Annotated in this window: 1 protein-coding gene; it reads left to right on the top strand. The window is 71.5% G+C overall.

Annotated elements, in window-relative coordinates; genetic code table 11:
* Positions 1 to 1352: condensation domain-containing protein (locus tag ACLQ2S_RS27110; protein ID WP_425703808.1), on the top strand; the 1352-nt coding region annotated here is incomplete at both ends.

The raw sequence follows: 1352 nt of genomic DNA on the forward strand, positions 1-1352 counted from the left end.
CCGGTGGTGCCGTTCGCGTTGGTGGGTGAGGCGGATCGGGTGTTGCTGCCCGCCGGACTCACCGACGCCTACCCGGCCACCCAGGCCCAGGTCGGCATGGCCGTGGAGATCACCAAGAACGAGGCCGCGTCGCCGTACCACATCGTGCACACCATGCGGATCGACGACGAACTGCCCTTCGACGAGGCACCGCTGCGCGCCGTGCTCGCCGAGCTGGTCGCCCGGCACGAGACTCTGCGTACCTCGTTCGACCTGACCGGCTACTCGGTGCCCATGCAACTCGTGCACGCCGAGGCCGAGGTGCCGGTCGCGGTCCACCACGGTGCCGCCGACATCGAGGCGTACGTCGCCGCCGAACGGAAGCGACCGTTCGACCTGACGCAGCCGCCACCGCTGCTGCGGGTGGCGGTGCACCAGGAGGACGACCGGTCCTGGTGGCTCACCCTCTCCGTCAGCCACCTGATCACCGGCGGCTGGGACCTGAACCTCCTGCTGGCCGACCTGCTCGACGGCTACCACCGGCGGCGGCGCGGCGAGCAGCCGACCCCGGTCGAGCCGGTGAGCGTCCGCTACGCCGACTTCGTCGCCGCCGAACTGGCCGCGCTCGACTCGTCGGAGGACGCCGACTACTGGCGGCAGGTGGTGGCCGGTCGACCGAAGCTGACCCTGCCCGGCACCCGGACGAACGACACCGGCCCGCTGCGGGTGCACCGCACCGAGATCGACATCGCGGACCTGGACGGCCCGCTGCGTCGACTCGCCAGCACCCTCGGCGTACCCGTCAAGGCGGTCCTGCACGCGGCGCACCTGAAGGTGATGAGCCAGCTCACCAACGAGAGCACCTTCCACAGCGGCCTGGTGTGCGACGCGCGGCCGGAGGTGCGTGGTGCCGAGCGGGTGCACGGCATGTACATCAACATCCTGCCGTTCGGTCACGACCGCACCGCCCGGACCTGGCGCGAGTTGATCACCACCGTCTTCGACCGGGAGGTCGAACTCTGGCCGCACCGGCGCTACCCGCTGCCCGCGGTACGCCGACTCACCGGTGAGGACCAGCACCCGATCGACGTCGTCTTCAACTACACCGAACCTCGTACCAGCCCGTCCGATGTGACCGCGCCGGCCGCCGTCACCCCGGGGCGCCGGGCCGACGGGTCGGCGGGTGACCGGCCCGAGCACGCGACCGCGGCGACCGCCGAGGCGGCGGTGGCCGCCGACGGAGCCGCCACCGAGTTCGCCCTCTCCGTCGGCGCCAGCGGATCCGTGATCCGCCTGGTCGCGGATGCGCGGGTGTTTGGTGGTGGTGGGTTGTCGCGGTTGGCGGGGATGTTCCGGTTGGTGTTGGAGGCGAT

Source organism: Micromonospora sp. DT48, from assembly GCF_049844495.1.
Classification (GTDB): Bacteria; Actinomycetota; Actinomycetes; order Mycobacteriales; family Micromonosporaceae; genus Micromonospora.